Annotated in this window: 1 pseudogene; it reads right to left on the bottom strand. The window is 72.6% G+C overall.

Annotation, left to right across the window (positions count from 1 at the left end):
• Nucleotides 1-234 (bottom strand): annotated as a pseudogene (locus AC0IYH_RS34125) (hypothetical protein); the annotation flags it as partial.

Here is a 234-nt window from a genome sequence, read left to right as displayed (position 1 = left end):
ACGCGGCCCGCCTCCCAAACGAGCGACAACACGATACCGATCGTCGTCAGGATCGCGATCAGCGACGCCGCCAGCAGCGCGCCCATCACGATCCGTTCGACGCGGGTGCGCGCCGCGAAGCCCGGCTTCGACCGGGTCCACGCGAACGCGCCGCCGGCGAACGCCAGCAGCAGCGCGATGGCCGTGGCGATCCAGTCGTACCGGTCCTGCGCCGCGGCGTAAGCGGGCGCGAGC

The sequence above is a fragment of the Pseudomonas sp. AC463 genome (assembly GCF_979253585.1).
The sequence above is the reverse complement of the archived record's forward strand: the minus strand, read 5'-3'. Positions and strand labels throughout refer to the sequence as shown.